General features: G+C 68.0%; 20 protein-coding genes. 13 read left to right on the top strand and 7 right to left on the bottom strand.

Features of this window, described 5'->3' with window-relative positions; translation table 11 throughout:
* Positions 1 to 152: 152 nt before the first annotated feature.
* Complete coding sequence (locus SGR02S_RS07850) at positions 153 to 1,364, top strand: glycosyltransferase family 87 protein (RefSeq protein WP_067107627.1); 1,212 nt, start codon at positions 153 to 155, stop codon at positions 1,362 to 1,364.
* Positions 1,365 to 1,376: 12 nt separating this feature from the next.
* Here SGR02S_RS07850 and SGR02S_RS07845 read toward each other — a convergent pair whose 3' ends face one another.
* Together SGR02S_RS07845 and SGR02S_RS07840 are read right to left on the bottom strand one after the other, a co-directional pair.
* Entirely contained in the window at positions 1,377 to 1,658 is a 282-nt protein-coding gene (locus SGR02S_RS07845; protein WP_067107624.1) for an ACT-like domain-containing protein, read from the bottom strand.
* Complete coding sequence (locus tag SGR02S_RS07840) at positions 1,659 to 2,714, bottom strand: Leu/Phe/Val dehydrogenase (protein WP_067107661.1); 1,056 nt, start codon at positions 2,712 to 2,714, stop codon at positions 1,659 to 1,661.
* Between the two features lie 125 nt (positions 2,715 to 2,839).
* Here SGR02S_RS07840 and SGR02S_RS07835 point away from each other — a divergent pair, with 125 nt between their 5' ends.
* A complete protein-coding gene (locus tag SGR02S_RS07835) occupies positions 2,840 to 3,304 on the top strand; it encodes an Lrp/AsnC family transcriptional regulator (protein WP_067107621.1) in 465 nt (154 codons plus the stop codon).
* Between the two features lie 12 nt (positions 3,305 to 3,316).
* Here the strand turns inward: SGR02S_RS07835 and SGR02S_RS07830 are convergent, their stop codons facing one another.
* The gene (locus tag SGR02S_RS07830) at positions 3,317 to 4,645 is read right to left on the bottom strand and encodes an MFS transporter (RefSeq protein ID WP_067107619.1); all 1,329 of its coding nucleotides are present in this window, start codon (positions 4,643 to 4,645) and stop codon (positions 3,317 to 3,319) included.
* A 157-nt stretch (positions 4,646 to 4,802) separates the two neighbouring features.
* On the opposite strand from SGR02S_RS07830, the gene cyoA reads away from it, so the two are divergent.
* From cyoA to SGR02S_RS07790, 8 genes are all read left to right on the top strand, one after another.
* Complete coding sequence (gene cyoA / locus SGR02S_RS07825; protein ID WP_067107616.1) at positions 4,803 to 5,981, top strand: ubiquinol oxidase subunit II; 1,179 nt, start codon at positions 4,803 to 4,805, stop codon at positions 5,979 to 5,981.
* 11 nt (positions 5,982 to 5,992) lie between these two features.
* Positions 5,993 to 8,002, top strand: coding sequence for a cytochrome o ubiquinol oxidase subunit I (gene cyoB / locus SGR02S_RS07820; protein ID WP_067107613.1), 2,010 nt, complete (start codon positions 5,993 to 5,995; stop codon positions 8,000 to 8,002).
* A 4-nt stretch (positions 8,003 to 8,006) separates the two neighbouring features.
* Positions 8,007 to 8,633, top strand: coding sequence for a cytochrome o ubiquinol oxidase subunit III (cyoC, locus tag SGR02S_RS07815; protein ID WP_067107610.1), 627 nt, complete (start codon positions 8,007 to 8,009; stop codon positions 8,631 to 8,633).
* The gene (gene cyoD, locus SGR02S_RS07810; RefSeq protein ID WP_067107607.1) at positions 8,630 to 9,010 is read left to right on the top strand and encodes a cytochrome o ubiquinol oxidase subunit IV; all 381 of its coding nucleotides are present in this window, start codon (positions 8,630 to 8,632) and stop codon (positions 9,008 to 9,010) included. The genes cyoC and cyoD overlap by 4 nt, the downstream gene beginning before the upstream one ends.
* Positions 9,007 to 9,714 (top strand): SURF1 family protein, encoded by a 708-nt coding sequence (locus SGR02S_RS07805; RefSeq protein WP_067107604.1) that lies wholly within the window; start codon positions 9,007 to 9,009, stop codon positions 9,712 to 9,714. The genes cyoD and SGR02S_RS07805 overlap by 4 nt, the downstream gene beginning before the upstream one ends.
* Complete coding sequence (locus tag SGR02S_RS07800; protein ID WP_067107602.1) at positions 9,714 to 11,018, top strand: ATP-binding protein; 1,305 nt, start codon at positions 9,714 to 9,716, stop codon at positions 11,016 to 11,018. Before SGR02S_RS07805 ends, SGR02S_RS07800 begins: the two co-directional genes overlap by 1 nt.
* Entirely contained in the window at positions 11,018 to 11,551 is a 534-nt protein-coding gene (locus tag SGR02S_RS07795) for a response regulator transcription factor (protein WP_082737293.1), read from the top strand. Before SGR02S_RS07800 ends, SGR02S_RS07795 begins: the two co-directional genes overlap by 1 nt.
* Before the next feature lie 118 nt (positions 11,552 to 11,669).
* Positions 11,670 to 12,854, top strand: coding sequence for an acyl-CoA dehydrogenase family protein (locus tag SGR02S_RS07790; RefSeq protein ID WP_067107596.1), 1,185 nt, complete (start codon positions 11,670 to 11,672; stop codon positions 12,852 to 12,854).
* A 186-nt stretch (positions 12,855 to 13,040) separates the two neighbouring features.
* Here the strand turns inward: SGR02S_RS07790 and SGR02S_RS07785 are convergent, their stop codons facing one another.
* On the bottom strand, positions 13,041 to 14,444 hold the full coding sequence (locus SGR02S_RS07785) for an MFS transporter (protein WP_255211417.1): 1,404 nt from the start codon (positions 14,442 to 14,444) through the stop codon (positions 13,041 to 13,043).
* Positions 14,445 to 14,513: 69 nt separating this feature from the next.
* Here SGR02S_RS07785 and guaB point away from each other — a divergent pair, with 69 nt between their 5' ends.
* The 3 genes from guaB (at position 14,514) to SGR02S_RS07770 (ending at position 17,849) form a co-directional block, all read left to right on the top strand.
* Positions 14,514 to 15,971: an IMP dehydrogenase gene (gene guaB / locus SGR02S_RS07780; RefSeq protein WP_067107593.1), complete on the top strand. Its 1,458-nt coding sequence runs from the start codon at positions 14,514 to 14,516 to the stop codon at positions 15,969 to 15,971.
* Positions 15,972 to 16,095: 124 nt separating this feature from the next.
* A complete protein-coding gene (locus tag SGR02S_RS07775) occupies positions 16,096 to 17,286 on the top strand; it encodes an RsmB/NOP family class I SAM-dependent RNA methyltransferase (RefSeq protein WP_067107591.1) in 1,191 nt (396 codons plus the stop codon).
* A gap of 32 nt (positions 17,287 to 17,318) precedes the next feature.
* Entirely contained in the window at positions 17,319 to 17,849 is a 531-nt protein-coding gene (locus SGR02S_RS07770; RefSeq protein WP_067107588.1) for a tetratricopeptide repeat protein, read from the top strand.
* On the opposite strand, the gene rsmA is transcribed toward SGR02S_RS07770, so the two are convergent.
* The 3 genes from rsmA to SGR02S_RS07755 are packed head-to-tail and all read right to left on the bottom strand — an operon-like array spanning position 17,846 to position 21,044.
* Positions 17,846 to 18,691 carry a 16S rRNA (adenine(1518)-N(6)/adenine(1519)-N(6))-dimethyltransferase RsmA gene (gene rsmA / locus SGR02S_RS07765; RefSeq protein ID WP_255211416.1) on the bottom strand — a complete coding sequence of 282 codons (846 nt, stop codon included), beginning with the start codon at positions 18,689 to 18,691 and terminating at the stop codon, positions 17,846 to 17,848. The genes SGR02S_RS07770 and rsmA overlap by 4 nt on opposite strands.
* Positions 18,688 to 19,707, bottom strand: a complete 1,020-nt coding sequence (pdxA, locus tag SGR02S_RS07760; RefSeq protein ID WP_076076122.1) for a 4-hydroxythreonine-4-phosphate dehydrogenase PdxA — start codon at positions 19,705 to 19,707, stop codon at positions 18,688 to 18,690. Before pdxA ends, rsmA begins: the two co-directional genes overlap by 4 nt.
* Positions 19,707 to 21,044: a peptidylprolyl isomerase gene (locus SGR02S_RS07755; protein WP_067107585.1), complete on the bottom strand. Its 1,338-nt coding sequence runs from the start codon at positions 21,042 to 21,044 to the stop codon at positions 19,707 to 19,709. The genes pdxA and SGR02S_RS07755 overlap by 1 nt, the downstream gene beginning before the upstream one ends.
* Between the last annotated feature and the right edge of the window lie 27 nt (positions 21,045 to 21,071).

The raw sequence follows: 21,071 nt of genomic DNA, 5'->3' as shown, positions 1-21,071 counted from the left end.
CCGGGACCAGAGCGCGTGATCGCGCCGGGCGCCAAGGGCGATCAAGGATATCGCAAGACTTGTCGCCTAGGGACTGGCGCCAATCGGTTACGGGAATGCAGCCCAGGAGCGTCAGGACCATGGTTTCCAGCGATTCCCGTTCTTCGCTTCGGATGCGATGGGCGCTCGCCGCGCTTCTGCCGCTTCTGCTGCTGCTTCACGGCGTTGAGGCGATGAGCCTGCACGGGCATGTCGGCAGCGATTACCGGATTTTCTACGACAGCGTGCGGCGGCTGCTCGCTGATCCCGCGACCCTGTATGCGCCCGACGCGCGGGAGAGCCTGCAGGGCTATCTGTATCCGCCGCCCGCCGCGCTGCTGTTCCTGCCGCTGCTCCTCGGGTCGGTCGAGCAGGGCTTTGCGATCGCCAGCGTCGTGATCGTCGGATGCGGCGTGCTGTCCTGCCTGATGTGGCTGAGCCTGACGCGCGAGGCGCTGGGCCTGCGGCGCGATTGGCTCGCGGCGCTCGTGATCGTGGCGCTGGCGACCTCGACCGGCGCGATGCTCGCCGTCCGGCAGGGACAGGTCGGTACGATCATCCTGTTCCTGTGCGTCGCGGCGGTCTGGCTCGACAGCCGCGGCTGGCCGAAGCTGGCCGGCGCGCTGATCGCCGCCGGCTGCTGGATCAAGATCTATCCGGTGCTGATGCTGTTCTGGCTTTTCTGCCGGCCGCAGTGGCGCCCGATGCTGACCGGGTTCGTCATCGCCGCCGTCGGCATTCCGCTCGTGGCGCTCGTCAAGGTGCCGCCCGCCCTCTATCTGGACTATTTCCAGACCCAGCTTCCCGCCATGTCGGGCCGCGCGATCGTCCATATCGACAACCAGTCGATCGCCGCCATCGTCACACGGCTCGATCTTCCGCTCGAGGTTTATTCCCTGTCCTACCAGACCGCGCCGCTGCCGGGCTGGCTGCGCGGCGGCGTCGTCCTGGCGATGCTGGGGGCGATGGCGGCGATCGTGCTGCGGGTGCGGAGGACCGGCGCGCCGGCCCTGACCGTCGCGAGCTGGGCGACCGCCATCGCCTGCCTCGTCGCTCCGCTGGGGTGGGGACACACCTATGTCCTGCTGTTTCCGCTGTTCGTCCAGCTCTGCCGCGTCTCGCTCGCCCGCATCGAGGCTGGCGAGGGGTGGGGCGAAGCCGTCGCCGTCGGGCTCTGCTATCTGGCGCTGCTCCCGCCGGGCTATCACCGGCTGGCGATCGCGGAGATGCTGCCCGGCTGGGCGGCGCAGCTCTTCTACGCGCGCTATGCGGTCGCCGCGCTCGTGCTGCTGGCGATAAGCTGGCGCCAGCTGGGCCGGGAGGGCAAGGCCGCGCGTCCGGCCTGACGCGCCCGGCCGTTAAACGGCGACCGACGCCGGCGCGCCGACCGGAATCGCCGGCATCGCGCCGCCCGAATCCTCCAGTTCCACCGCCGCGATCGCCGCCGTCTCGCCCAGCTTGGCGGCAAGGATCGCCGCCTGCTGCGCGGCAAGGTTCGCCACCGCCACCTCGATCCGCATCCAGCCGCGATCGAGCGAGGCCGACAGGCTGGTCGGCACGATCGCGCGCTGCGCGAAGAAACCGGCGACGCGCGGCAGCGACTGCGGGTCGGCGAGCGCCTCGATCCGAAAGCGGTGCATTCAGGCCGCCGCCCGCCGCTGCGCGTCGGCGATCACCTCTTCGGCCATTTCGTCGGCGACGAGCGCGGGCGAACGCGCCTCGCGCGCCGCGCGTTCGAGCAGCGCCGCGACGCGCGGCGCGATGGCGGCGACGCGTTCGGCGACCTCGGTCGGGCCTTCGCCCAGATATTCGGCCGACACGCTGATGATCCCGCCCGCATTGGCGACATAGTCGGGAACATAGGCGACGCCGCGTTCGTGCAGCAGGTTCGCGATGTCGGGCGTCGCCAGCTGATTGTTCGCGGCGCCGCACACCAGCCGCGCCTTGAGCGCCGCGACCGTGTCGCGGGTCAGCGCGCCGCCGAGCGCACAGGGCGCGAAGATGTCGGCCTCGACCGTCGCGATCTCGTCGACCCCGACCACCCGCGCATCGAGGATCGCGCGCAGCCGGTCGCGCCGCACCGGGTCGGGATCGGCGATGACCAGTTTCGCGCCCGCATCGGCCAGGTGGCGACAGAGCTCGGCGCCGACGTGGCCGGTGCCCTGCACCGCGACGGTCAGCCCGGCCACGTCGCGCCCCAGCGCGAAGCTCGCCGCCGCCTGCATCGATTCGAACACGCCGCGCGCGGTCCATGGCGACGGATCGCCGCCGGCGCGTCCCTTCGCGGGCGGCAGCCCCGCGACATGGCGTGTCACGCCCGCGATCTCCTGCATGTCGGCGACCGTGGTCCCGACGTCCTCGGCGGTGACATAGAGCCCGCCCAGTCCCTCGACCACGCGGCCGAAGGCGCGGAACAGCGCCGCACGGTCGTAATCGCCCGCGGGTTTCCGCAGCACCGCCTTGGCGCCGCCGAAGGGCAGGTCGGCGAGCGCATTCTTGTAGCTCATCCCCTCGGCGAGGCGCAGCGCGTCGGCGAGCGCGCTGTCGGCGTCGGGATAGCTCCAGAAGCGGCAGCCCCCGGCACCCGGCCCGAGCGCGGTCGAATGGATGGCGATCACGCCGTCGAGTTGCGCTTCGGCATCGTACAGGCGAACGCATTCGACCGGGGGCGTCAGGCGGGCAGGGCGGGCAACCATCATCTTGCTCCTCGAAATGATGCCCGATCATCGCATCCGCGAGGCGAACAATCTTGCTCGCTTTTCAAGGGCGCTGGTACGATTATGGGATATTATTGCCGGATAAATCTGTTTATGAGGAATAAATGACCGACCTTGACCCGTTCGAGATAAAAATCCTCCGCGAATTGCAGCGCGATGCCAACCAGACGACGGCCGAGATCGCCGAGCGCGTCGGGCTGTCGGTGTCGCCCTGCTGGCGCCGCATCGACCGGCTCGAACGCGACGGCTTCATCCGCAAGCGCGTCGCGATCGTCGACCGGCGCCGGGTCGGGCTCAACGCGCATGTCTTCGCGCAGGTGAAGCTCAACGCGCACGGCCGCGCCAACCTCGACGAATTCAGCGCGGCGATCCGGTCCTTTCCGGAAGTGCTCGACGCCTATGTGCTGATGGGGTCGATGGATTTCATGCTGCGCGTCGTCGCGAAGGACATCGACGCCTATGAGCGCTTCTTCTTCGACCAGCTCAGCAAGCTGCCGGGGGTGCAGGAAATCAACTCGACCGTCGCGCTATCGGAAATCAAGTCGACGACCGAATTGCCGCTCGGCTGACCCGCCCGCGTCTCAGCCGATGGTTTGCGCCAGTTCGCGGTTCAGCCACAGCGCGACGAGCGTGCCGATCGCACCCGACAACAGATAGGCGCCCGCCGCGATCAGGCCGAATACGCTCGACAGCCACAGCGCGACCAGCGGCGCGAAGCCGGCGCCGAACAGCCAGGCGAGGTCGGAGGTGAAGGCCGATCCGGTATAGCGGTGGCGCTGGTCGAAGTTCGACGACAGCGCGCCCGAAGACTGGCCGAAAGCCAGCCCGAGGAGCAGGAAGCCGAGGATCATGAACACCGCCTCGCCCATCTCGCCGGCGCCCAGCAGTTGCGGTGCGAAGCCGCTGAACGCCGCGATCGCGGCGGCGGTGACGCCCAGCACGGTGCGCCGCCCGACCCGGTCGGCGAGATAGCCCGAGGCGATGATCGCGAACACGCCGACCACCGCCGCGATCGCCTCGATCGCCAGGAAGCGCGCGGGCGTTTCCTCGGTGAACAGGAACACCCACGACAGCGGAAACACCGTCACCATGTGAAAGAGCGCGAAGCTGCACAGCGGCGCGAAAGCGCCCACTGCGATCACTTTCCATTCGGACCGCAGCGTCTCGGTCAGCGGCGCGGGTTCGAGTTCCTTGTCCTCGAACAGCGCGGCATATTCGGGGGTGACGACGATGCGCAGCCGCGCGAACAGCGCCACGACGTTGATCGCGAAGGCGACGAAGAAGGGATAACGCCAACCCCAGTCGAGGAAATCCTGCGCGGGCAGCGCCGCGATCAGGAACATGAACAGCAGGCTGGCGACGATCAGGCCAAGCGGCGCGCCGAGTTGCGGGATCATCGCGTACCAGCCGCGCTTGCCCTCCGGCGCGTTGATCGCGAGCAGCGAGGCGAGCCCGTCCCACGATCCGCCGAGCGCGACACCCTGACCCATGCGGAACAGCGCGAGCAGCAGCGCCGACCCGATGCCGATCGTTGCGTAACCGGGCAGGAAGGCGATCGCGGCGGTCGATCCGCCGAGCAGGAACAGCGCGTTGGTCAGCTTGGCGCCGCGGCCATAGGTGCGGTCGATCCAGGTGAAGAGGATGGTCCCGACCGGCCGCGCGAAAAAGGCGAGCGAGAAGATCGCGAACGACCACAGCGTGCCGTCGACCGGGTCGAGATGCGGAAAGACCAGCTTCGGGAACACCAGCACCGACGCGATCGCATAGACGAAAAAGTCGAAAAACTCCGACGTCCGGCCTATGATCACTCCGATGGCGATTTCGCCGGGAGAGATGCGATGGCCAACATCGTAAAGCGCGCGCGCATCGCGTTCGGCCTGGGTGGTGGAAGGCGCGTTTTCGGCAGACATGGCAGACGTCCTGCTTCTGGGCGTCGCTGGCGCGGCGCGAGTCGATCATAGGGCAAAAGCGCCCGTTATGAAATCGCCCCTGCGCGATCGTCGCCGCTCGCGGGATTGGACAAAATGTCCTATGGGCTGCGTAACAAAGGAGGCCTAGGCGCGCGTCATGCCCAGTCATCTCCCCCGTTCGGCCGCGTGGAAGCGGTTGCTGCCGCTCGCCGCGCTGCCCCTGCTCGCCGGATGCGGCCTGGTCGTGCTCGATCCGGCCGGCGACGTCGCGAAACAGCAGGGCGACCTGATCCTGATCTCGACCGGGCTGATGCTGCTGATCATCGTTCCGGTGATGTTGCTGACCATTTTCTTCGCGTGGCGCTATCGCGCTAGCAACAAGGAAGCGACCTACAAGCCCGACTGGGACCATTCGACCCAGCTCGAACTGGTGATCTGGTCGGCGCCGCTGCTGATCATCATCTGCCTCGGCGCGATCACCTGGGTCGCGACGCACCTGCTCGATCCCTATCGCCCGCTCGCGCGCACCGCGCCGGGACAGGCGGTGGCGGCAGAGGTTCAGCCGCTCGACGTCCAGGTCGTCGCGCTCGACTGGAAATGGCTGTTCATCTATCCCGAACAGGGCGTCGCGACGGTCAACGAACTCGCGGTGCCCGCGCATCGTCCGCTGCGTTTCCGCATCTCGGCCTCTTCGGTGATGAACAGCTTCTATGTCCCGGCGCTCGCGGGGCAGATCTATGCGATGCCGGGAATGGAGACCAAGCTGCACGGAGTCTTCAACGAAACCGGCAATTTCACCGGCTTTTCGGCCAATTACTCGGGCGCCGGCTTTTCCAACATGCGCTTCGCGGTGAAAAGCCTGCCGCCCGCGGCCTTCGACCGGTGGGTGGCGCAGACCAAGGCTTCGGAGGGCGGGACGCTCGACCGGCTGACCTATCTGCGGCTCGAACGGCCGAGCGAAAAGGAACCGGTGCGCCGGTTCGCCGCGGTCGAGCCGCAGCTTTTCGACGCGGTGGTCAACATGTGCGTCGAACCCGGCAAGATGTGCATGCACGACATGATGTCGATCGACGCGAAGGGCGGGGCGGGGATCGCGGGCATCCACAACGTTCGCGACATCGCCTATGACAAGTTCGCCGCGCGCGGCAGCACCGACATCGCGCGCTGGAGCCTGCGCTATGTCGCGGCGCTGTGCAGTTCGCCGCTGATGCGTGCCGAGCGGCCCGATGCCACGCCGGTGAATCCCGAACGGCTGAGGGGCGAGGGGCTGCCCGTTCCCGGCGCCGGTCCGGGGCGCACCGCGCTCAATGCTCCCGCCACCCGCCCGATGTCCTGACCGAGATCGCCATGACCCCCTCTTCCCCTCCCGCCACCGATCCGATCTTCGGCCGCCTGTCGCTCGACGCGATTCCGCTGCACGAACCGATTCTGATCTTCACCTTCCTCGGCGTCGCCGTCGGCGGCCTCGTGCTGCTCGGGCTGATCACCCGCTATCGCCTTTGGGGCTATCTGTGGACCGAGTGGTTCACGACCGTCGATCACAAGCGGATCGGGATCATGTACATGATCCTGGGCCTGATCATGTTCCTGCGCGGCTTCGCCGATGCGGTGATGATGCGGCTTCAGCAGGCGATGGCGTTCGGAGGATCGGAAGGCTATCTGCCCGCGCACCATTACGACCAGATCTTCACCGCTCACGGCGTGATCATGATCTTCTTCGTGGCGATGCCCTTCATCACCGGGCTGATGAACTATATCGTCCCGCTCCAGATCGGCGCGCGCGACGTCTCCTTTCCCTTCCTCAACAATTTCAGCTTCTGGATGACGACCGCGGGCGCGGTATTGTGCATGGTCTCGCTGTTCATCGGCGAATTCGCGCAGACCGGCTGGCTCGCCTATCCGCCGCTGTCGGGGCTGGCCTACAGTCCCAACGTCGGGGTCGATTATTATATATGGTCGCTCCAGATCGCCGGGGTCGGGACGACCCTGTCGGGGATCAACCTGATCGTCACCATCCTGAAGCTGCGCGCGCCGGGGATGCGGATGATGAAGATGCCGATCTTCACCTGGACCAGCCTGTGCACGAACATCCTGATCGTCGCGACCTTTCCGGTGCTGACCGCGACGCTCGCGCTGCTCAGCCTCGACCGCTACGTCGGCACCAATTTCTTCACCAACGATTTCGGCGGCTCGCCGATGATGTACGTGAACCTGATCTGGATCTGGGGTCACCCGGAGGTCTATATCCTGATCCTGCCGCTGTTCGGCGTCTATTCCGAAGTTACCGCGACCTTTTCCGGCAAGAAGCTCTTCGGCTACACGTCGATGGTCTATGCGACGGTGTGCATCACCATCCTGTCGTACCTCGTCTGGCTGCACCATTTCTTCACCATGGGGTCGGGCGCCAGCGTCAACAGCTTCTTCGGCATCACGACGATGGTGATCTCGATCCCGACGGGGGCAAAGCTGTTCAACTGGCTGTTCACCATGTATCGCGGCCGCATCCGCTTCGAACTGCCGATGATGTGGACGGTCGCCTTCATGCTGACCTTCGTGATCGGCGGCATGACCGGGGTGCTGCTCGCGGTGCCGCCCGCCGATTTCGTGCTGCACAACTCGCTGTTCCTGATCGCGCATTTCCATAACGTCATCATCGGCGGCGTCGTGTTCGGCGTGTTCGCGGCGATCAACTACTGGTGGCCCAAGGCGCTCGGCTTCAAGCTCGACGTCTTCTGGGGCAAGGTCAGCTTCTGGTGCTGGGTCGTCGGCTTCTGGGTCGCCTTCATGCCGCTCTATATCCTCGGCCTGATGGGGGTGACGCGGCGGATGCGCGTGTTCGACGACCCGAGCCTGCAGATCTGGTTCGTTGTCGCCGGGGTGGGCGCCGCGCTGATCGCGATGGGGATCGTCGCGATGCTGATCCAGTTCGGGGTCAGCATCTGGCGGCGCCACGATCTGCGCGACGAAAGCGGCGACCCATGGGACGGCCGCACCCTCGAATGGGCGACGAGCTCGCCGCCGCCCGACTATAATTTCGCCTTCACGCCGCTGATCCACGACCTCGATGCGTGGCACGACATGAAGCGGCGCGGGCACCAGCGGCCGGTCGCGGGTTTCCGGGCGATCCACATGCCGGGCAACACCGGCGCCGGGATCATCCTGGCGGCGATCAGCCTGGTGATGGGCTTCGCGCTGGTCTGGCACATCTGGTGGCTCGCGGGGCTGAGCTTCGCCGGGCTGATCGGCGGTGCGATCACCCACAGCTTCAACTACAAGCGCGACTTCGACATCCCCGCCGCGACCGTGGCCGAGGTGGAAGAGGCGCGCACCCGCCAGCTCGCGGCGGCCGGAGCCTGATCGCATGAGCCATCCCACGTCCGCCGCCGCCGAGCCGGTGTCCTTCTACCAGCTCGAGGAGCATGCGCATCCCGAGGGGCACAGCACGATGCTGGGCTTCTGGATCTATCTGATGAGCGACTGCCTCATCTTCTCGATCCTCTTCGCCTGCTATGCGGTGCTCGGCGGCAGCTACGCCGCGGGGCCGGCGCCGAAGGACCTGTTCGACCTGCCGCTCGTCGCGCTCAACACCGCTATGCTGCTCTTCTCGTCGATCACCTACGGTTTTGCCGTGCTCCAGATGCAGCAGGGGCGCGTCCGGGGGACGCAGCTCTGGCTGGCGGTGACCGCGCTGTTCGGCGCCGCCTTCCTGGGGATCGAGCTGTACGAATTCCATCACCTGATCGAGATCGGCGCGACGCCGCAGCGCAGCGCCTTCCTGTCGAGCTTCTTCACGCTGGTCGGCACGCACGGTCTGCACGTCACCTTCGGCATCGTCTGGCTGGTCACGCTGATGGTCCAGCTCGGCCGCCACGGGCTGATCGCCGCCAACCGCCGCCGCGTCATGTGCCTGTCGATGTTCTGGCATTTCCTCGACGTCATCTGGATCGGCGTCTTCACGATCGTCTACCTGCTGGGAGTGCTGCGATGACCCCCGACCCCCATGGCGAACAAGCCGCCGGCGGGCACGCCGAGATCGAGATGCCGCACGCATCGATGCGCGACTATGCGATCGGCTTCCTGCTGTCGGCGGTGCTCACCGCCATCCCCTTCTGGCTGGTGATGACGCGGCCGCTGGAGGCCGGCGCGACCGCGGCGATCATCATGGTCTTCGCGGTCGCGCAGATCATCGTCCACATGGTCTATTTCCTGCACATGACGCCGAAGGCGGAGGGCGGCTGGTCGCTGACCTCGCTCGTGTTCACGATCATCATCCTCGCCATCGCGCTGGCGGGGTCGCTGTGGGTGATGCATCACCTCAACACCAACATGATGCCGATGCCGCACGACATGAGCCAGCTTCCGTGACAGCGACCCGCCGCGCGGTCCTCGCCGCGGCGGCGCTGCTCGTGACCGCCTGCCTGCTCGCGCTCGGCGTGTGGCAGCTCGAACGGCGCGTCTGGAAGCATGCGCTGATCGCCGCGGTCGGAACGCGCCTCCATGCCGATCCCGTCGCCGCGCCTGGACCGGCGGCGTGGCCCGCGATCCGCGCCGACACCGACGCCTATCGCCGCATCCGCGCGCGCGGCACCTTTCGCCACGACCGCGAGACGCTGGTGCAGGCGGTGACGGCGCGCGGCGGCGGCTATTGGGTGCTCACCCCGCTCGAAACGCCGGACTTCACCCTGCTCGTCAACCGTGGCTTCGTGCCGCTGGGCAAGCGCGATCCGCGGGCGCGCGCCGCGGGGAATCCCGCCGGCCCCGTCACCGTGACCGGCCTGCTGCGCGTCACCGAGCCGGGCGGCGCCTTCCTGCGATCGAACGATCCCGCCGCGAACCGCTGGTATTCGCGCGATGTCGCCGCGATCGCGCAGGCACGGGGGCTGGGGCGCGTCGCGCCCTATTTCCTCGACGCCGACGCGGCGCCCAACGCCGGCGGCTATCCGGTCGGTGGGCTGACGGTGGTGAAATTCGCCGACAACCATCTGGTCTATGCACTGACCTGGTTCGGCCTCGCGTTCATCAGCCTCTATTTTGCGTGGCGGTTGTGGCGGCCCTATAAAGAGGCCTGATGACCACCATGCCCGACCCATCGCTGGCGCTGCCCGAGGCCGACGCCGGGCGCCGCAACCTGACGCTGCTGATCCAGCTCCGCTGGCTCGCGGTCGGGGGACAGCTTGCGACGATCGCGATCGCGACCGGCCTGATGGGCATCACCCTGCCGCTCGTCCCGCTGCTCGCCACCATCGTGCTGCTCGCCTCGATCAACGTGGCGAGCCGCGTGCGGCTGCATCGCGGCGGCGCCGTGACCAATGGCGAGCTGACCGCCGCGCTGCTGTTCGACGTCGCGGCGCTGGCGTGGCAGCTTCATCACAGCGGCGGCCTCGCCAACCCCTTCGCCTCGCTGTTCCTGCTCCAGGTCGTGATCGGCGCCATCCTGCTCACGCCGCGCTCATCGTGGGCCATCGTCGCCGCGACGCTCGCCGCGCTCGCGGCGCTGCGCATCGGGCCGACGCCGCTGGTGCTGCCGCCGCGCTATGCCGGCGATCCGCTCGGCCTCTATCTCAAGGGCAGCTTCGTCTGCTTCGTGCTGATCGCGGTGCTGCTCGTCGCCTTCGTCACGCGGATCAGCCGCAACCTGCGCGACCGCGACGCGGCGCTCGCCGCCGCGCGCCAGCGGGCGGCCGAAGAGGATCATATCGTCCGCATGGGACTGCTCGCCTCGGGCGCCGCGCACGAACTCGGGACGCCGTTGTCGACGCTGTCGGTGCTGATCGGCGACTGGAAAGGGGCGCCGCGCTTCGCGGCCGATGCCGAATTGCAGGAGGACCTCGCCGACATGGATGCGGCGGTCCAGCGCTGCAAGACGATCGTCGGCGGCATATTGATGTCGGCGGGCGAGGCGCGCGGCGAGGCGCCGCAGCTCACGACGATGCGCCGTTTCCTGACCGAGATCGTCGAGGATTCGCGCGCCGCGCGCATGCCTGGGACGGTCGCGTTCAACGACCTGTTCGGCGCCGACGTCGCGATCGTGTCCGACCCCGCCTTGCGCCAGGTCATCGGCAATGTCGTCGACAACGCCGCCGAGGTGTCGTCCGACTGGATCGGCATCACCGCGTCGCGCGATGGCGACATGGCGGTGATCGAGATCGTCGACCGCGGCCCCGGCTTCAGCGACGAAATGCTCGAACATTTCGGACAGCCCTATCGCTCGACCAAGGGCAGGCCGGGCGGCGGGCTCGGGCTGTTCCTGCTTGTCAATGTCGTGCGCAAGCTGGGCGGCGGCGCCAGCGTGACGAACCGCGCGGCGGGCGGCGCGCGGGTGCGCATCTTCCTGCCGCTGTCCGCGCTCGCGCCCCCCGAAGGAGAGCCATGATGGCCGATCAGAGAATGCTGGTGATCGTCGAGGACGACGAGGCCTTTGCGCGCACGCTCCGGCGCTCGTTCGAACGGCGCGATTACCGGGTCGAGGTCGCGCATGATCCGGAGGAACTCGCCGATCTGCTCGGACGCTTTCGCCCGGGCTATGCCGTCGTCGACCTCAAGCTCGGCAATGCCTCCGGCCTCGCCTGCGTGCAGACGCTGCGCGCGTCGGACGCGGCGATGCGGATCGTCGTGCTCACCGGCTTCGCGAGCATCGCGACCGCGGTCGAGGCGATCAAGCTCGGCGCCTCCTACTATCTTGCCAAGCCATCGAACACCGACGACATCGAGGCGGCGTTCGACCGTGCCGAGGGCAATGTCGACGCGCCGCTCGACGCGCGTCCGTCGTCGATCAAGACCGTCGAGTGGGAGCATATCCACCAGACGCTCGTCGAGACCGGCTTCAACATCTCCGAAACCGCGCGGCGGCTCGGCATGCACCGCCGCACGCTCGCCCGGAAGCTGGAGAAGCGGCAGATACGATAGGCGCGGCCGGCCTCGGGCGGTAAAAGTTAGCAGTCTAACCATATGGGCCCCGCGACCGATTGCCATGCCGGATCCGATCGCGCATGGGCAGGGCAGGATTCGATCAGGAGAGCAGGTGATGGGCGTATCGGAACGGGCGCGGGAGATCGGTGAGCGGGTGGAGGCGTTCGTTCGCGACGTCGTCGCCCCCTATGAAAGCGACGCGCGGCGCGATCATCACGGTGCGCCGACCGACGAACTGGTCGCGGAACTCAAGGAAAAGGCGCGCGCCGCGGGCGTGCTCACGCCGCATATCCTGGCCGACGGCGACCATCTGACGCAGGTCGAGACGGCGTGGGTGCTGCAAAAGACCGGTCTGTCGCCGCTCGGCCCGCTGGCGTGCAACACCGGCGCGCCCGACGAAGGCAACATGTATCTGCTCGGTAAGGTCGGCAGTCCCGAACTCAAGGAACGCTTCCTGAAACCGCTGGTCGAAGGCCGCGCGCGCTCGGCCTTCTTCATGACCGAACCGGCCGACGAGGGCGGCGCGGGGTCCGATCCCTCGATGATGAAGACGAGTTGCCGGATGGACGGCAATCATTGGGTCATCAACGGCCGCAAGGCGTTCATCACCGGCGCCGACGGTGCGAAGGTCGGCATCGTGATGGCAAAGGCGGAGGATGTCGCGCAGGGCGGCGGCGCGTGCATGTTCCTCGTCGATCTGCCCGACCCGGCGATCCGCATCGACCATGTTCCGAACACGATCGACAGCTCGATGCCCGGCGGCCACGCGACGGTGACGATCGACAATCTGCGCGTTCCCGCCGACCAGATGCTGGGCGAGGCGGGCGAGGGGTTCAAATATGCGCAGGTTCGCCTGTCGCCGGCGCGCCTGTCGCACTGCATGCGCTGGCACGGCGCCTGCCAGCGCGCGCACGAGATCGCGAGCGACTATGCCAATCGCCGCATGGCCTTCGGCAAGCCGCTGATCGAGCATGAGGGGGTCGGCTTCATGCTCGCAGAGAATCTGATCGACCTCAAGCAGGCCGAACTGATGATCCGCTGGTGCGCCGAGGTGCTCGACACCGGCTCGCTCGGCACGACCGAAAGCTCGATGGCGAAGGTCGCTGTGTCGGAGGCGCTGATGCGCATCGCCGACCGCTGCGTCCAGGTGATGGGCGGCACCGGCGTCACCGACAAGACGATCGTCGAGCAGGTGTTCCGCGAGGTCCGCGCCTTCCGCATCTACGACGGCCCGACCGAGGTCCACAAATGGAGCCTCGCCAAGAAGATCAAGCGCGACTGGAAGGCCGCGCAGGGGTAAGGAGGCGCCGCTGCGGCGGTTTGCGTAAGTCGACACCATCTCCATTCCGGTCGACACCATCTCCATTCCGTTCGTGTCGAGCGAAGTTGAGACACCCATCGACCTTGCGCTATGCGGAGGGGTGTCTCGACTTCGCTCGACACGAATGGGAAGATAAGGGTTCGGTGCCCTGAATGGCTCCCTGCCTCAGGGCAGCACCCGCCCCTCGTTGCGCCCCGGCATCGGCGCGAAGATGCGCAGCGCCGGCGCCGACAGCGCCAGCCATGCCGCCGCGGCGAACAGCGCCACCGGCAGCGACCACAGGTCGGCGACCAGCCCGAGCAGATAGGCGCCCAGCGCCATCCCGCCGAACGTCACCGCCTGATAGATCGACAGGCAGCGCCCGAGGATCGATTCGGGCGAGCGAAGCTGCATCGCGACGTTGAGCGTCGTCAGCGTCGATACCCACATCGCCCCCGTGACGAACGAGGCGAGGAGGATGAGCGGCAGGCTGCGCGTCACCGCGACCGGGATCAGCGCGGCGGCGAAGATCAGTGCCGAGGCGCCGACCACCGTCTCGCTCCCCCAGCGCCGCCGCATCGCGCCGATCCCCAGCGCGGCGCAGATCGACCCCGCGCCGAAGGCGGCGAGGCACAGGCCATAGACGATCTCCGTCCCGTGCAGCCGGTCGCGCACCAGCGACGGCAGCAGCGCCTGGAAACTCGCCGCGCCCAGCCCGAAGACGAGTCCGCGCGCCAATATGCGGCGCAGCGGGTCCGACTGCGCGCAGAAGCGCATGCCGGTGGCGATCGCGGCGAGGATCGGCGTGCGCTTGGGCGGGGTGATGGTCGGGCGCCAGCGCAGCAGCACGAGGATCAGCGCGACATAGCTGAGCGCGTTGAGCGCGAAGGCGGGGGCGGGGCCGGTCAGCGAGATCAGCAGGCCGCCGAGCGCCGGCCCGACGCTGCGCGCGAGGTTGAAGGCGATGGTGTTGAGCGCGATCGCCTGCGGCAGATGCTCGTGCCCGACCTGAAGCCGGACGGAGGCCTGCCACGCCGGTGCGTTGAGCGCGGTGCCGCAGCCGACCGCGAGGGTGAAGCACAGCAGCAGCACCGGGCTCATCGCGCCGACCCAAGTCGTCACGGTCAGCGCCGCCGAGACGACCAGCATCGCGCTCTGCGCCGCGAGCATCACGCGGCGGCGGTCGAAATTGTCGGCGATCGCGCCCGCGAAGATGCCGAGCAGCATGATCGGGATCGACGCGCTCGCCTGCACCAGCGCGACGAACTGATGCGACGGCGTCAGCTCGGTCATCAGCCAGGCGGCGGCGACCGACTGGATCATCGACCCCATGTTCGACGCGAGGTTGGCGATCCAGATCGCGCGGAAGGCGGGAAACCGGAACGGAGCGAGCGCGGAGGACGAGGGGGAAGGGGAGGGGGAAGGAGCGGAGGAGCCGGCGTCGATCACGCCGACCCGCCTAGCCGCGCCGCGAAAGCCCCGCAAGCCCGCGCCGGTGCGGCGCGCCGTCCGCGCATTCGACGCGCCCTTGAAATATTCGTGCGCCCCCCACTGGCGCGGATCGGCCTGACTGGTTACATGGGCCGCCACCGAACGAATCGCGCGCGCCGCTTCCCGGCCCGGGGGGCAGACGCCGCCCGCACCAGAAAGTGGCAACCCATGGAAATCATCACCGGCCTGACCTTCGACGACGTGTTGCTGGTCCCCGGCCCCTCGGACATGTTGCCGTCCGAAGCCAATCTCTCGACCCGGCTCACCCGCGAGATCGGGCTCAACATCCCGATCCTCTCCTCGGCGATGGACACGGTGACCGAAGCCGACATGGCGATCCTGATGGCGCAGATCGGCGGCATCGGCGTGCTCCACCGCAACCTGACGGTCGAGGAACAGGCGGCCGCCGTCCGCCAGGTCAAGCGCTATGAAAGCGGGATGATCGTCAACCCGATCACCATCACCCCCGACGCGCCGCTGTCCTATGCGATCGCGCTGATGGAGCAGCATCGCATTTCGGGCATTCCGGTGGTCGAACCGGGCGGCAAGCTCGTCGGCATCCTGACCCACCGCGACGTGCGCTTCGCCGACAACCCCGGCCAGCCAGTGCGCGAACTGATGACCGCCGACAACCTCGCCACCGTGCGTCCGGGCGTCAGCCAGGAGGAAGCACGCAAACTACTCCACCAACGCCGCATCGAAAAGCTGCTCGTCGTTGACGGCGACTATCGCTGCATCGGGCTGATCACCGTCAAGGACATGGAAAAGGCGGTGACCTTCCCCGACGCGACCAAGGATGCCGCTGGCCGGCTGCGCGTCGCGGCGGCCACCAACACCGGCGATTCGGGGGTCGAGCGCGCCGCGGCGCTGATCGACGCCGAATGCGACCTGATCGTCGTCGACACGGCGCACGGCCACAGCCGCATGGTCGGCGCGACGGTCGAGAAGATCAAGAAACTGTCGAACCGGGTGCAGATTCTTGCGGGCAATGTCGCGACCGGCGACGCGACCCGCGCGCTGATCGATGCCGGCGCCGACGGGGTCAAGGTCGGCATCGGCCCGGGCTCGATCTGCACGACGCGGATCGTCGCCGGCGTCGGCGTGCCGCAATTGACCGCGATCCTCGACAGTGTCGAGGAAGCGGCGAAGCATAATGTTCCGGTCATCGCCGACGGTGGCCTGCGAACCTCGGGCGACATCGCCAAGGCGCTGGCGGCGGGGGCGTCGAGCGTGATGGTCGGATCGCTGCTCGCCGGCACGGCCGAGGCGCCGGGCGAAACCTTCCTCTACCAGGGGCGCACCTACAAGAGCTATCGCGGCATGGGCAGCGTCGGTGCGATGGCGCGCGGTTCGGCCGACCGCTATTTCCAGCAGGATATCAAGGACCAGATGAAGCTGGTCCCCGAAGGCATCGAGGGTCAGGTGCCGTTCAAGGGTCCCGCGAAGGATGTGATCCACCAGCTCGTCGGCGGGGTGAAGGCCGCGATGGGCTATACCGGCAGCCGCACCCTCAAGGATCTGCGTGAGCGCGCGAAATTCGTGCGCATCACCAACGCCGGCCTTCGCGAAAGCCATGTCCACGACGTTTCGATCACCCGCGAGGCGCCCAACTATCCGGCAGGCTGAGAGGTCGTCATTGCGAGGAGCGTGGCGACGAAGCAATCTCCGGCCACCGTCATACCATACCGCCAGCTGGAGATTGCTTTCCCCGACTTTCGCCGGGTTGCAATGACGAGGGAAGGTTGACGCCGTGACTCCCGCAGCCCGCCTCCAGACCGCGATCGAGATTCTCGACGCCATCGCGGCATCGGCGCGCGACGGCGGCCCGCCCGCCGATGCCCTGATTGCCGAGGCGATGCGCGCGCGGCGCTATGCGGGATCGAAGGACCGCCGCGCGATCCGTGCCCTCGTTTACGACGCGATCCGCGCGGTGCGTTCGGCGCCGCCATCGGGGCGTGCCGCGATGCTGGCGCTTGCCGACAGCGATCCCGAGCTTGCGGCGCTGTTCGACGGCTCGCCCTATGGCCCCAAACCGATCTCCGATGCCGATCCGCGCGCCGAAACCGGCCTGGCGGCGCCGGCGCTGATCGACCTGTTCGATCCGCTCGTCGGCGCAGGGGAAGGCGGAGCGATGCTCGAACGCGCCGCGCTCGACTTGCGGGTCAATCGCCTCAAGGCGACGCGCGACGGGCTGGCCAAACTCTTTCCTGAGGGCGAGCCGATCGCGGGCGCGCCCGACGGCTGGCGCTTACCCCCCGAAACCGCCGCCGCGCAGCATCCCGCCTATGGCGAAGGGCTGTTCGAGGTGCAGGACGCCGCCAGCCAATATGCCGCGGCGGCGCTCGATGCCGCGGCGGGGATGCGGATCGTCGACCTGTGCGCGGGGGGCGGCGGCAAGACGCTCGCCATTGCTTCCTGTACCGGCGACGCGGCCGATATCCTTGCCTGCGACACCAATCGCGCGCGGCTGCGCCAGCTTGCCCCGCGCGCCGAGCGCGCGGGGGCGACGCGGATCGAAACGCGGCTGCTCGACCCGGGCAAGGAGATGGACGTGCTCGCCGACTGGCGCGGTCGGGCCGACCGCGTCTTCGTCGATGCACCCTGTTCGGGCAGCGGTACATGGCGCCGCAGCCCTGAATTGCGCTGGCGCCTCACCCCCTCGCGGCTCGACCGTCATCTCGCCGACCAGGCGAAACTGATCGCGCTCGGCGCCGAACTGGTGGCGCCGGGGGGCAAACTTCTTTATGCTGTCTGCTCGATCATCGCGCGCGAGGGGCGGGCTCAGGTGGACGAATTTCTCGACCGGCATCCCGGCTGGACAGCCGACGGCGGCTATCTGCCCGCGGGCATCGGGCGCGCGGCGGGCAGGGGGTTCCTGCTTACGCCGGCGCACGACCGCTGCGACGGCTTTTTCCTCGCACGGCTGACGGCGCCATGTTAGGCTCGCCGCGGATGCGAAGATGGGAGAATGCAATGCGCGTCAGTTTTCTGGCTCTCGGCGCCGGGCTTGTACTGGCCAGCCTGCCCACCGCATCCGACGCGCAGCGCGCCGACAATGACATTCTCCCGCGCTCGGTCGCCCTCCAGCATGAGGGCGAGAATGCGCAGCGCGCGGGCAATCTCGATGGCGCGATCGACTATTATGAATCGGCGCTCGCCGCCGATCCGCGCAACCGCTCGGCGATCATCGCGCTCGCGCAGGTGGCGCGCGCGCAGGGGCTGCCGGGCAAGGCGATCGCACTGTATCGCGAGGCGTTGCTGCTCGAACCCAATGATGTCGTCGCGCTGGCCGGGCAGGGCGAGGCGCTTGCCGACAAGGGCGCGCTCGAACTGGCGCGCGAGAAACTTGCCGACGCGCGCCGCGTCTGTTCGGACGCATGCCCGCAGGTCGCAGCGCTCGAAAAGGCGATCGACGCCGGCGCGTCGAAGCGCGTCGTCGCGGCCGAAGCGATCGCACCCAAGCCGGTGGTGACGACGGCGAACCCGCCGAGCGGACAGAATTAGGTCGACCGTCCGCCCAGCACCCGCGCCAGCACAACCCATTCGGCGACACTCACCGTTTCGGCGCGCCGCGTCGGATCGATCCCGATGCGTTCGAGTGCCTCGACCGCGCCCGGCAGGCCTTTGAGGCTCTGCCGCAGCATCTTGCGGCGCTGGCCGAAGCCTTTTTCGGTCAGTTTCGACAGCAGCGCCGGGTCGACGCCCTCGGGTTGGTCGCTGGGGGTGAGGTGGACGATCGCCGACATCACCTTGGGCGGCGGGGTGAAGGCCGATCGGTGGACCTTCATCGCGATCCGCGCGTTCGATCGCCACTGGGAGAGAACGGCTAGGCGGCCATAGGCGCCGGTGCCGACCGGCGCGACGATGCGCTCGGCGACTTCCAGTTGGAACATCAGCGTCAGCGATGGCCACAGCGGCGGCCACGCGGGCGGCTCCAGCCAGCGAGTGAACAGCGCGGTCCCGACGTTATACGGCAGGTTGGCGACGATATGGTATGGGCCGCCCGCCAGCGCGTCGGCGTCGATCGCCATCGCATCGTCCGAAATCACCGTCAGGCGTCCGTCGAAAGCTTCGGACAATTCGCCGAGCAGCGGCAGGCAGCGTGCGTCGCGCTCGACCGCGATCACGCGCGCGCCGGCGCGCAGCAGCGCGCGCGTCAGGCCGCCGGGGCCGGGACCGACCTCGAACACCGTGGCGCCCGCGAGGTCTCCGGGCAGCGCCGCGATCCGGTCGAGCAACTGCTCGTCGAACAGGAAATTCTGCCCCAGCGCCTTGCTCGCCGACAGGCCGTGCGCGCGAACCGTCTCGCGCAGCGGCGGCAGCGGGCGCGACGGGTCCTGCGTCACTTCGCGGCTGCGCAGCCGGCCTCGCGCATCGCGGCCATGCGCGCCGCCATCGCGATTGCGGCGATCGTCGGTCCCGGATCGGCCTGGCCGGTTCCGGCGATGTTGAAGGCGGTGCCATGGTCGGGCGAGGTGCGCACGATCGGCAACCCCAGCGTCAGGTTGACGCCGTCGTGGAAATGCAGCGCCTTGAACGGCGCCAGCGCCTGGTCGTGATACGCGCATAGCAGTGCGTCATAGCGGTCGCGGATGCCGGGCGCGAACAGCGCGTCGGCGGCGAGCGGTCCGTCGATAGCGAGCCCATCCTCGGCCAGTGCCGCCAATGCGGGCACGATGATCCGGGTCTCCTCGTCGCCGAGCCGGCCGCTTTCGCCCGCATGCGGATTGACGCCGGCGATGGCGAGGCGCGGGTGCGCGATCCCGAAGTCGCGCTTCAGCCCGCGCGCGACGATCCGCGCCTTGGCGACGATCAGGTCGCTCGTCAGCCGTTCGGGCACCTCGGCGAGCGGGATATGCACGGTCAGCGGCACGACGCGCAACGCCGGGCCCGCCAGCATCATCACCGCGTTGGTCGCAGTGACGCCGCAGCGTTCGGCGATGAACTCGGTCTGGCCGGGGTGGGTGTAGCCGATGCTTTGCAGCGCATGCTTGGACACCGGACCGGTGACGAGCGCCGATGCAGCCGGGGTCCGGGTCAACCCGATGCCGGTTTCGAGCGCATGGAGTGCGCAGGTGGCGCCCGCCGCGGTCGGTTCGCCGGGAGTCAGCGCGCCGCTGTCCTCGAGGTGCCAGACAGGCAACGCCTCGGCGAAGGCGGCGACCACTTCGGCCATGTCGCCGACGCGCGCGACGGGGCCGTCCCACACGGCGGCGATCGCGGCCGCATCGCCGATGGCGACGAAGGGGGGCAGGCTATGCTCGCGGCGCGCCACCCAGGCGCGCGCCACGACTTCAGGACCGACGCCCGCCGGATCACCCATGGTGACGGCGATCGGCGGTCGATGAGGGACGACGGTCATCAGCTATATTCGATCACGGCATCCCGGCGCAGGTCGCGCAGATAGCGCTGGGCGCGCTTGTTCACTTTTTCGTCGAGCAGACGCTGCTCGATCTGCTGCAGATCGGGGGCCGACGCGCTTTGCGGCATATCGCGCCCGCACAGCACGAGGACGCTGATCCCCTCGTCGACCGCGCCGAATGGTTGTGAGGTCTGGCCGACCTGCAGGTCCATCATCGTCGCCTGCAGCGGTGCCGGAAGCTGGCGCATCAGGATGTCGCGCGCCACCACCGAGGCGCCAAGGCTCTGCGCCACGGCATCGGCGGCGCCGCAGCCGGCGATGGTCTTCGTCGCTTCGGTGAACTTGCCGGCCAGTTCGCTTGCCTGCGCCGGCGTCGTGCCCGGCGCGAAGTTGAGTGAAATCTGCTTGAGGCTGAGCACCGCATCGCGCGGATCGGCGGTCAGCACCTGGCGCCGGTCGACCATCAGCAGGATCGACATGCCGCCGGGCACCTCGATCGGGCCGACGAACTGTCCGGGCTCCATCTGCGCCGCAGCCTGCGCCATCGAGGGAGGGAGCTGGCCCGGCCGGACCCAGCCGAGATCGCCCCCGACGACGGCGGTCGATGCTTCGGAGAATTGCCGCGCATAGGCCGCGAACGACCCGCCGCTACGCAGCGCCTCCATGATCTTGCGCGCATTATCTGCGACCGCCGCGGCATTCTCGGGCGTCGCCGACAGATAGATTTCGCCAAGGTGGAATTCGTCCTGTCCCTTGGCCTCGTTGAGCCGCTTGACCACCGCTTCGACCTCTTCGGTCGACACGTTGGTCGTCGACTGGACGTTGCGCGCGAGCAACCGGTCCCAGGCGAACTCGCCCCGGATCTGCTGCTTCACCGCGCTCGCCGACGATCCCTTGGACTTCAGATATTCGGCGAACTGATCGGGCGTCTGCCGGAAGCGCGCCGCGAGCTGGGCGAACTGCTGATCGATCATCGCCTCGTCGATCGTGATATCGGCGGCGCGCGCTTCCTGAATCTGAAGCTTTTCATCGATCAGGTTGCTGAATATCTGCTGGCGCAGCCGCTGCTCTTCCTCGGGCGGCAGCACCATGTCGCTGTTGGCGATGCGGATCAGCGCCAGCCGCTGCTCGATGTCGGTCGATGTGATGATCTCGCCGTTCACTGTCGCCGAGGGACGATAGACGTTGGGCTTGGCATCGCCATAGAGCTGGACGTTGCCGGGGATGTTGAGGCTGGTGGTCGGCGTCTCATCGTCCGAAACGGTCTGCGCCAGCACCGGCGTCATACCTGCGGCCGCGACGGCAAGCAGGCCGATCATGGTCGAAAATCTGGTCATCTTCACCCTATTCGAGAAATATCGCGA

Source organism: Sphingopyxis granuli NBRC 100800 (genome assembly GCF_001591045.1).
In the GTDB taxonomy this organism is placed as follows: Bacteria; Pseudomonadota; Alphaproteobacteria; order Sphingomonadales; family Sphingomonadaceae; genus Sphingopyxis; species Sphingopyxis granuli.
The sequence above is the reverse complement of the archived record's forward strand: the minus strand, read 5'-3'. Positions and strand labels throughout refer to the sequence as shown.

What these genes read in the sequence shown, in the direction of transcription:
- SGR02S_RS07850 (WP_067107627.1), top strand. Translation starts at nt 153, where the DNA reads ATGCGATGGGCGCTCGCCGCGCTTCTGCCGCTTCTGCTGCTGCTTCAC.
- SGR02S_RS07845 (WP_067107624.1), bottom strand. Translation starts at nt 1,658, where the DNA reads ATGCACCGCTTTCGGATCGAGGCGCTCGCCGACCCGCAGTCGCTGCCG.
- SGR02S_RS07840 (WP_067107661.1), bottom strand. Translation starts at nt 2,714, where the DNA reads ATGGTTGCCCGCCCTGCCCGCCTGACGCCCCCGGTCGAATGCGTTCGC.
- SGR02S_RS07835 (WP_067107621.1), top strand. Translation starts at nt 2,840, where the DNA reads ATGACCGACCTTGACCCGTTCGAGATAAAAATCCTCCGCGAATTGCAG.
- SGR02S_RS07830 (WP_067107619.1), bottom strand. Translation starts at nt 4,645, where the DNA reads ATGTCTGCCGAAAACGCGCCTTCCACCACCCAGGCCGAACGCGATGCG.
- cyoA (WP_067107616.1), top strand. Translation starts at nt 4,803, where the DNA reads ATGCCCAGTCATCTCCCCCGTTCGGCCGCGTGGAAGCGGTTGCTGCCG.
- cyoB (WP_067107613.1), top strand. Translation starts at nt 5,993, where the DNA reads ATGACCCCCTCTTCCCCTCCCGCCACCGATCCGATCTTCGGCCGCCTG.
- cyoC (WP_067107610.1), top strand. Translation starts at nt 8,007, where the DNA reads ATGAGCCATCCCACGTCCGCCGCCGCCGAGCCGGTGTCCTTCTACCAG.
- cyoD (WP_067107607.1), top strand. Translation starts at nt 8,630, where the DNA reads ATGACCCCCGACCCCCATGGCGAACAAGCCGCCGGCGGGCACGCCGAG.
- SGR02S_RS07800 (WP_067107602.1), top strand. Translation starts at nt 9,714, where the DNA reads ATGACCACCATGCCCGACCCATCGCTGGCGCTGCCCGAGGCCGACGCC.
- SGR02S_RS07795 (WP_082737293.1), top strand. Translation starts at nt 11,018, where the DNA reads ATGGCCGATCAGAGAATGCTGGTGATCGTCGAGGACGACGAGGCCTTT.
- SGR02S_RS07790 (WP_067107596.1), top strand. Translation starts at nt 11,670, where the DNA reads ATGGGCGTATCGGAACGGGCGCGGGAGATCGGTGAGCGGGTGGAGGCG.
- guaB (WP_067107593.1), top strand. Translation starts at nt 14,514, where the DNA reads ATGGAAATCATCACCGGCCTGACCTTCGACGACGTGTTGCTGGTCCCC.
- SGR02S_RS07770 (WP_067107588.1), top strand. Translation starts at nt 17,319, where the DNA reads ATGCGCGTCAGTTTTCTGGCTCTCGGCGCCGGGCTTGTACTGGCCAGC.
- pdxA (WP_076076122.1), bottom strand. Translation starts at nt 19,707, where the DNA reads ATGACCGTCGTCCCTCATCGACCGCCGATCGCCGTCACCATGGGTGAT.
- SGR02S_RS07755 (WP_067107585.1), bottom strand. Translation starts at nt 21,044, where the DNA reads ATGACCAGATTTTCGACCATGATCGGCCTGCTTGCCGTCGCGGCCGCA.